General features: G+C 33.6%; 7 protein-coding genes. 5 read left to right on the top strand and 2 right to left on the bottom strand.

Features of this window, described 5'->3' with window-relative positions; all coding sequences use genetic code 11:
* Positions 1-105 precede the first annotated feature (105 nt).
* The gene (locus ACFE0M_RS16245) at positions 106-1,578 is read right to left on the bottom strand and encodes an ATP-binding protein (protein ID WP_434546842.1); all 1,473 of its coding nucleotides are present in this window, start codon (positions 1,576-1,578) and stop codon (positions 106-108) included.
* Between the two features lie 315 nt (positions 1,579-1,893).
* On the opposite strand from ACFE0M_RS16245, the gene kbl reads away from it, so the two are divergent.
* Complete coding sequence (gene kbl, locus ACFE0M_RS16240) at positions 1,894-3,081, top strand: glycine C-acetyltransferase (protein ID WP_434546841.1); 1,188 nt, start codon at positions 1,894-1,896, stop codon at positions 3,079-3,081.
* 49 nt (positions 3,082-3,130) lie between these two features.
* On the opposite strand, the gene ACFE0M_RS16235 is transcribed toward kbl, so the two are convergent.
* The gene (locus ACFE0M_RS16235) at positions 3,131-4,204 is read right to left on the bottom strand and encodes a hypothetical protein (protein WP_434546840.1); all 1,074 of its coding nucleotides are present in this window, start codon (positions 4,202-4,204) and stop codon (positions 3,131-3,133) included.
* A 648-nt stretch (positions 4,205-4,852) separates the two neighbouring features.
* On the opposite strand from ACFE0M_RS16235, the gene ACFE0M_RS16230 reads away from it, so the two are divergent.
* From ACFE0M_RS16230 to ACFE0M_RS16215, 4 genes are all read left to right on the top strand, one after another.
* Positions 4,853-4,999, top strand: a complete 147-nt coding sequence (locus tag ACFE0M_RS16230) for a hypothetical protein (protein WP_434546839.1) — start codon at positions 4,853-4,855, stop codon at positions 4,997-4,999.
* A 43-nt stretch (positions 5,000-5,042) separates the two neighbouring features.
* The gene (locus tag ACFE0M_RS16225) at positions 5,043-6,872 is read left to right on the top strand and encodes a tetratricopeptide repeat-containing sensor histidine kinase (protein WP_434546838.1); all 1,830 of its coding nucleotides are present in this window, start codon (positions 5,043-5,045) and stop codon (positions 6,870-6,872) included.
* Between the two features lie 308 nt (positions 6,873-7,180).
* Positions 7,181-8,413 carry a nucleoside recognition domain-containing protein gene (locus tag ACFE0M_RS16220; protein ID WP_434546837.1) on the top strand — a complete coding sequence of 411 codons (1,233 nt, stop codon included), beginning with the start codon at positions 7,181-7,183 and terminating at the stop codon, positions 8,411-8,413.
* 95 nt (positions 8,414-8,508) lie between these two features.
* Positions 8,509-8,787, top strand: coding sequence for a TIGR03643 family protein (locus ACFE0M_RS16215; RefSeq protein ID WP_434546836.1), 279 nt, complete (start codon positions 8,509-8,511; stop codon positions 8,785-8,787).
* The last annotated feature ends 544 nt before the right edge of the window (positions 8,788-9,331 follow it).

Raw genomic sequence — 9,331 nt, 5'->3', positions numbered from 1 at the left:
CCCACCCAAACTACAAAATCAAGGCAAACAGGGGGTTCTTTTTCCTGAATATGGATAAAGCTGGATTAAATATCAGAAGGATTAGGTTTTTATCTCAATTTTAAATTATTTAGGACAGCATTGATTTATGGGCAAATAAATTTTAACTCTAGTCCATTCCCTATCCTTACTTTCAATATTCATAGTTCCGCCTATTTTCTTTAAAATCTCCCGACTGTTATAAAGTCCCATTCCATTCCCGCTTGAAAGCTCGGTCCCTCTATAAAACATATCAAAAATATGAGGCATTACTTTTTCTGGGATTCCAATTCCATTATCTATAATTTCCAGTAAATGAAAATCTTCATTTTCCTTTACTTTAAATTCAATTTTAAAATCATTTTTACGATTATCCCGGTATTGAAAACTGTTTTTTAACAAGCACTTTACTACCATTCCTAAGCGATTGGCATCTGTTTTCACGGTATAGGTAGCAGGGACTTCAAAATTAATTATAGGCTTGATATGGTAAATATCTTCAACGAATAAAACTGTCTGCTCTAGAATATCCCTGAGGTTGATTTCTTGAGAATTAACATGAGTATGAATATTGGTGGCCACATTGTTGATGTCACTCACAAACCCATTCAATAGTCTTAAATTAAGCCTTAAATGATGCTTCAATTCATTGACTGTTTGCACATCAGATATTTCAATAACTTTCAGTAATCCCTCTAAGGAAGCGATTGGCCCTCTTATGTTATGGGAAACACTATAGAGAAATTTATCCAATTCATGATTAATTTGATTTAAAGCCAAATTTTGTTTGGTAATTTCCTCTGAGAAATGCATATTCTCCGTTTTATCTTCTAAAATAAAAATAAAACCGTCCTCTATTTTCTGTTTTTTACCAGTAGCAATAGCCGTTGCATTTATAAAAACTTCTTTTGATTGTTTAACATTATGAATGACAAAAGAAAATTTAACTTGCTCCTCCCCAGCATTTAGCTTTTCAATTTTATCCCAGAATTGAGAAATATCCTTAACATAAATGGCATCAATAAAATTAAACTTATCCTCAATTTCCCGACCAAATAAAGACTTAAACTTATCATTGAACCAAAGAGCTTCAAATTTTTTATTAGTGTGAATGATGCCACTTGGTAGTTTATTAAGCAAAGATTTATAGCTAGGAGTATCATTAAAAGGATGCTCTGAATAATTGAACGCTCCATTGTTAGTTTTAGGTACTTCTATAAGAGATTCAAATATCTGAACTAATGCTTTATTCTCATTTTTATAAATAATGTTAAATAGAAATGATTTACCATTGTCTTGAACATTGATGCAATTAGAAGTGTCCTTATTTTGCAATTTGAATTCAAATAGTTTGACTGCATTTTGAAATTCAGACTGCTTACTTACAAAATGACCATTAACGTTTAATAATTGACAGGAATCTAAATCAATTATAAACATGGGATTATTGGCAGACTCGAAGAAATCTTTAAAAGCTGTAAAGCCATTTTCCATTTTTTTGTTAACGAGAAAATTATCTTTTTGATTTAGCATCAATTCCTGCTGAATATTCTGAATCATGCATGCAAAATTAGATTCGCATGTTAAGGTAGAAAAACAGGATATGATCAAAACATTACAATTGTACAATTAATCGATAAATAAGTATATAGTCCCTTTAAATCAATCCACTACTCCTTTTAATAAAATCAAAGTACATTTTTGTGCGCTAAAATGAATTCACACCTCTAAGGAACCGTATATTATGTAAATTTTTAATAATATAATACAATATGTATCGACACATAAAAATTTCTAATAATTGAAAACTTTATGAATTAATGGTGATTCATAGAATGAAGCTTATCTTTGTTGAAAAGTAAAATTTCAGGAAATATGTACGGAAATCTTCAGAAAAAACTACAGGGCGAACTTGAACAACTCGAAAAAGACGGCCTTTATAAAAAAGAAAGAATTATTACCACTCCTCAAGGAGCCTCTATCAAAACAGATAGCGGGAAAGAGGTCTTAAATTTCTGTTCGAATAATTATTTAGGGCTTTCTTCTCACCCAAAAGTATTGGAAGCAGCTAAGAATACCCTAGACTCACACGGATTTGGGATGTCATCCGTTCGCTTCATTTGCGGAACTCAGGATATACACAAAGAATTGGAAAAAAAGATTGCAGATTTTTTGGGTACCGAAGACACCATTCTTTATGCCGCTGCTTTTGATGCTAATGGTGGAGTATTTGAGCCTATATTGGGGCCAGAAGACGCCATTATCTCTGATTCCTTGAACCATGCTTCCATTATTGATGGAGTAAGATTGTGTAAAGCCGCTCGATATCGATACCAAAATAATGATATGGCGGATTTGGAGGAGCAATTGAAAAAAGCTAAAGATGCTAAAAGTAAAATCATTGTAACAGATGGCGTTTTCTCCATGGACGGTTATGTGGCGCAATTAGATAAAATTTGTGATTTAGCCGAACAATATGATGCTTTGGTGATGGTAGATGATTGCCATGCAACAGGTTTTATTGGAAAAACTGGCAGGGGAACTCACGAACTCAATAATGTGATGGGAAGAGTGGATATCATTACAGGTACTTTAGGAAAAGCTCTAGGCGGTGCAATGGGCGGATTTACCTCCGGTAGGAAGGAAATCATTGATATGCTGAGACAAAAATCAAGGCCTTATTTATTTTCAAACTCATTAGCTCCTGCTATTGTGGGGGCTTCCATTGCGGTATTTGATTTATTGAGCAGCTCCACTGAATTAAGGGATAAGCTTGAAAATAATATCAATTACTTTAAAGAGAACATTAAAAAAGCAGGTTTCGATATAAAAGATGGGGATTCTGCAATTGTTCCGATCATGGTATATGATGCATCACTATCTCAAAAATTTGCTGACAGACTATTGGAAGAAGGCATTTATGTAATAGGATTTTTCTATCCGGTAGTGCCAAAAGAGCAAGCAAGAATTAGGGTGCAATTATCCGCAGCTCATGATAAAGAGCATTTGGATAAAGCCATTGAAGCATTTACTAAAGTGGGGAAAGAATTGAATATTATTTAAAAAAGAAAACCGAGGCATTTAATGAGCCTCGGTTCCTTTTTAACACAAATCACAAATGATATATAGCATCCTGTTTAGCTTCATATATCTTAAACATGGCCCTAATGTATTCCTCCATCTCATTGGAAACGGTTTTAATCTTATGGGTAATTTCCTTAAGCTCTTCTCTATCAAATATATCCATATCAATTAAGTTGGTAAGGCCTTTCATGGTCACTACAGGTCTTCTCATCACATGGGAAATATCAAAAATCATTTGATCCAGCACACTGCTGTAAGCTTTTTGAACCGTAAAATCCTCAAGGACTCCCAAACACCGATATTGACCGGGGCTCATCTCGGCAATGTGTAATTTGATTAAAAAATATTGCTTTAACCCTTCCGGATTAGAACAGGAATAAACATATTCCATATTTTGCTTATCCTTAATTTTGCTGATGAGCGTATAAAAATCAGCTAAGGGCATACTCAAAAGTTTACTCATTCTTTTTTCTGCCGAACAATCAGTTGCAAATGCCGGATGTTTCCTCATCAGCGTTTTGCTAAAATTGCTGGAAACTAAGGATTGTTGTTGATTGATCTCCGCTTCAAAAAATGAGGTAGGTAGATTCTCTAAATTTAAATGATTTGGGAGCTTGTTTTTTTGATGATCTAAATATTCTTGGAATAATTGGTTTAAATAAAAGCCCACCGATTCCATTTGTTTAACAAGCAAATCAAAAGCTAAATTATCGGCTTTGGTCAAAATGATGCCGATTAACCCTTTTACATTCTCTTGATTATCAACAATAGGAAAAATTAATAACTGTTCTTCATTAATAAATGACTTAAAGAATTCAATATTTTGAAAAAGGGTATGGAATCTGACGTTTGGAACATAAATAACTTCCTGATTGAGCTTGGAGAACCTGGATTTAAAAAGTTGACAATCAATATTTAACTGTGCATAATTTTCATTTTCCAAATTATAAAGCTGTTGGTAGTCTTCATCCCATAAAGCTAAAAAAGATTGAGGTGCCTGCGTGATACTGGCAAGCATCTTCAGAACTGGATTTAATTTCTGATGTAAAATCTGATGCTGAGGCTGAAAATAAGGATTGCTGAAATATTTTGGTAAGCTCATAGTCCAAATGTTTTTAAATTGAATCCCTATATTTTTACACCATTTATCTACTTCTGTTTATTAAATACTATATACAACTAAAAAAACCCTCAAAGACGGGGCAAATGATACCTTAACAACAATAGGGGAGAAGTTAACCATCATCTTATATGCCCCGTCTCATCGGGTGATGTCGCTATATTATAAAAGATCTTGGTTGAATGCTCAATGCATTTATTCTTAAGCGACAATTCAAAGGTAGAACATCCAACCTTTCTAAAAAACACCAGAAAAGGGGTATTTTAAAATAAAAAAGGGGTGTTTTTAATACCCTTTTGGGGGTATAAATTTCACATTTTGGGTATATAGGAGTAAATATTTATGCTTTTTATCCTTGGCTGAAATAGTAATAAATAACATAATATCACTCTGATTTTCAATTCTTTACATAACTTTTTAACAAGATTATCATTTCTATTAAAAAAGGGGTGCGAATACCCCTTTTTTATAAAAAAAACACCCTAATTCTAGGGTATCGCCACCCCCTTTTATATTTAACTGATACCTACAAAATAGTTTGAAAAACCCCTAAATAGGTGTTTTCCAATAAGTTAAATAAGCCTAATATTGTGTTATCATTTTTAATAGGAAACACTTAACAACAACAATATGAAAGCTTTAAAAACAATTAAGTACGCATTAGTAATAGTAGCCATGTTCACATTTTCAGCTTGTGAATTAATTGAAGAGCCTGATATGGATAGTACAACTTGTACTGGGTGTAGTGAAGGTAATCAAGGTGAAATCGAAGAATAATATAATATTTTTATTTAAAGCCTCATTATTGTAATTTTATACAATGATGAGGTTTTTTTTTATTTACATTCTCTCAAATTTATTATGTCTATCTGTTACTTTATCACAAGAAACGGAAAATCACTATTATAATAAAGCCAAAGAATTAAGATACGAAAATAAATTAGACTCCTCATTTGAGTATTTCCAAAAAGCCATAGAATTATATGACCAACAAAATGACTCTGTTGGCATTGCATTATGTTATAATTACTTAGGACTAATTTCCAATAGTTTTAATAATAGAAAAGATGCTCTAAATTTTTTCTATAAGGCCATAAAAATAAATAAAAGGATTAAAAACTATGAAGGCTTAATAGGAAACTATAACAACCTAGCTAATTATTATGTGAAGGAAGATACAAAACTGGCACTCAAATATTATCAGGAAGCCCAGAAACTTCTACCACCAAAGAATAGAGATAAGAAATCTGCAATTATTAATATGAATATTGGGTTTATTTTTTCATCTAATGATCCAGAATTTTTCGACTATGACTCTGCTATTTATTATTATCTAAATTCATTAGAATCATTCAAAGCTATTAATGATTCTATTAACCTCTCTTATCTTTATAATAATCTTGGGGTTCTATATGAAACTAAAGAAAACCTAAAAGCCGCATTAGATAATTACGAAAAATCAATAAATATCAAAATAGCTTTAAACGACACCTTTGAAATAGCAAGGACAAGAATGAACATTGGCAACGTCTTTTTAAAACAAAAAAAATATAAAGAAAGCCTTGAGCAGTATGAAAAAAGCCTCGAACTGGCAGAATATCTAGGAGACCCCAACCGGAAAATGAACCTTTATTCGAATATGGTAAAGGCTAAAATGGGGATAGGCCAAGTGGAAGAGGCATCTATTTTATTTCAGGAGTATAACCACTTGAGGGATTCGCTTTTTGATAGCGAAAAGATGCAGGAAGTAAAAGACTTAGAAACCAAATATGAGACTGAACTTAAAGAAGCCGAAATAAAAGAGCAACAACTGGCCATTGAACAAAAGAACTTTCAGAAAAACCTATTCCTAGGATTTAGCATTGCTTTGGTGATCTTAATCATTTCCACTATTTGGTTTTTTATCCAAAAGCAAGAGTATTTGAAAAAGCTCAAGAATGAGGAGATTGCCAATATGAAAACCGAGCAAGAGTTGAAAGAACTCAACGCCATGATGCACGGACAGGAAGAGGAAAGAAATCGAATTGCCAGCGATTTACACGACCGATTGGGTGCAAGGCTGTCCTCTATCAAATTACTTTTCCAATCCGAACAGAACGAAACTGCCTCAATCTTGAAAAGTAAATTACTAGACAATATCAATGAAGCGATAAAGGAAACCAGGGAAATATCTCATAATTTATCCACTGATATGCTGACCCGCTTTGGTTTGGAAACAGCCTTAAAAGACATGGTCAGGACTATTAATGAGGCGGAAAAAATCAAAGCCGAAATTGCTATTTATGGCTTGCAAAAAAGATTGCCTTTAGAAGTTGAACGTAACATCTATCATATTGCATTAGAGTTGATCAACAACACGATTAAACACGCCCAGGCATCGCATATAACCTTGCAAATAAGTCAAATAGAGGGAGAAATCAATGTATTCTATGAAGATGACGGAGTAGGATTTGATGTGCAAAATGTGGTAGATTCGGGCATGGGCATGCGCAGTATTTATGCAAGAGTCAATACTATAAGCGGGGCTGTTTATTTTAATTCCAAACCCGGAAAAGGCATTAATGTAGTGATGACGATTCCTGTTGAAGAAAGAAAAGCTGAGTACGATTCTGAAGAGGAAAAGAATTCCTATAAATCAAAAATGGCTTGATTTATTTTTTATTAACATCACTCTAATCACTAATGAAACTCCAATTGATAATTGTAGTAGATTTGTGCACGAATGTCAGACATTGAAGATGTCGGACATTTTTTCAAACCCCAAAGTCTGAAAATTGATAATTCCCAACACTTATTTTCATCATTTCTTACCATAAATTTATCCCTCAATATTGTAAAATCCTCTTTTTAGTCCTACTTTTCAGCTTCGGTTTTGGGTCTCCACAAACCGCAAGCATGCCAGAATAGACTTGTGAGGACACTAGTCTGGGCAGTAGTTAAATATGATTAAATGAGCTAATGGTTCTTAATTACATCTGGATTGCCTTTTTTTTGATAGCTTTTGTCTTTGCTCTGGTCCAATGGATTTTCATGGGCGATATGGAGATTTTTCCGGCACTGACACAAGCAACATTTGATAATGCCAAATTGGGTTTTGAAATCTCTTTATGGCTTACGGGTGTAATGTCGCTTTGGCTGGGTATTATGAAAATAGGTGAAAAAGGTGGAATGGTTGCTATTTTAGCCAAAATTACCTCTCCCCTATTTTCTAGATTATTTCCAGGAATCCCAAAAAATCATCCAGCAATGGGAGCCATGCTCATGAATATTTCAGCCAATATGTTGGGCTTGGATAATGCCGCCACTCCTTTGGGTCTAAAAGCCATGCACAGTTTACAAGAATTAAACCCCAAAAAAGACACTGCCAGCAATGCGCAAATCATGTTTTTGGTATTGAATACTTCAGGTTTAACCATTATCCCTATCAGCATAATGGTTTATCGTTCGCAGCTTGGTGCAGCAGACCCATCTGATGTTTTCATTCCCATTTTATTGACTACCTTTTTTTCAACTTTAAGTGGATTAATTGCAGTTTCAATTGTTCAAAGAATAAATTTGTTTCATAAAAACGTTTTACTGTCTTTAGGCTTATTAAGCTTAATCATTGCAGGAATCATCTATTTTTTTAGTAGCTTGAGTCAATCTGAAATAGGACCCATATCTTCCAATATTGCCAATTTTATTTTATTCTCCATTATCATAGCGTTCATCATTTTGGCAGTACGGAAAAAAGTAAATGTTTATGATTCATTTGTAGAGGGTGCCAAAGAAGGTTTTAGTTATGCTGTTATGATTATTCCTTATTTGATTGCCATTTTGGTAGCAGTGGGTGTTTTCAGAGCATCCGGAGCAATGGCTTTATTGAAAGATGGCTTAGAGGCTATGGTAGCTTTTGTAGGTTTGAATACAGATTTCGTACCCTCAATTCCTACTGCATTAATGAAGCCATTGAGCGGAAGCGGGGCCAGGGGCATGATGGTGGATGCAATGGAAGTGCATGGAGCTGATTCCTTTGTTGGAAGATTAGTAAGTGTCATGCAAGGTTCTACAGAAACCACATTTTATGTGTTGGCTGTTTATTTTGGCTCAGTCAATATCCGTAATTCCCGATATGCTTTAACATGTGGCTTAATAGCTGATGCAGTTGGTATTGTTGCTGCTATATTGATTAGTTATATGTTTTTCTATTAATTTAAATCTCTTAGATACTCCCCCAGTTTGGTGTTTTCACCAAACAATTTAAATGCGAGCATAAAACAATCAATCCTCTCTTCTGTTTTAGTTGCATGAAAAAAATCAAAGACTTAAAGCCTGAAGAAATTGATAGAATCGTGGAAATGGGTTGGGAAGACCGCACTACTTTTGATGCGATATTTAATCAATTTGGAATCACCGAAAAGCAAACCATTAAAATCATGCGCAAGGAAATGAAACCATCCAGCTTTAGGATGTGGAGAAAACGTGTTCAGGGAAGAAAAACCAAGCATGAAGCTTTAAGAAAAGATGAAGTGAAAAGATTTAAATCCACAAGACAGAAAAACATTAGCTTGAACAAGTATAAATAGGGTTCTCCTGATAAATAAAACATGCCTTAAAACAGGTTTTTAACAGATTTACAAGGTCTTTTTATAGAATACGATCATTTAGAAATCCTAAAATTAAGGGGGGTTTTACATATTTTGAGTTTTTTAAATGCTATTTGCAGAAAGAAAACACCAAATTATATTTTGTAGTTTCTATTTTTTCTTTTTGCTACTATATAACAATACTAAAAACCAGCTAAAGCTGGAAATTTAACCATAAAAGTATCAAAAGAAAACAAAAGGACAGCCTAAGGCTGTTTAGCCCTCGCTCATATCCTTTGACAAAGCAGAATTTTGTTATCTTCATTGAAATTCAGTTCAATAAACTGCGAGGACTTGATCAAAAAGAAAGAACGCCATAGGCATCCCTTTCGGAAAAATCAAGACAATCCGCTAGCCAGCCATAGCCGTCAGCCTAACACCGTAATGGATTGATTTAAAGATAGTTTGCCTTTCTTTTTCTCTAATATTAGTATTTTTGGAGCTATTTCTATTAATTCATCCATCAGAGTGATAAATTTTCTCG

The organism is Marivirga sp. (assembly GCF_051117495.1).
In the GTDB taxonomy this organism is placed as follows: Bacteria; Bacteroidota; Bacteroidia; order Cytophagales; family Cyclobacteriaceae; genus Marivirga.
This window is presented reverse-complemented; position numbering and strand designations above follow the sequence as displayed.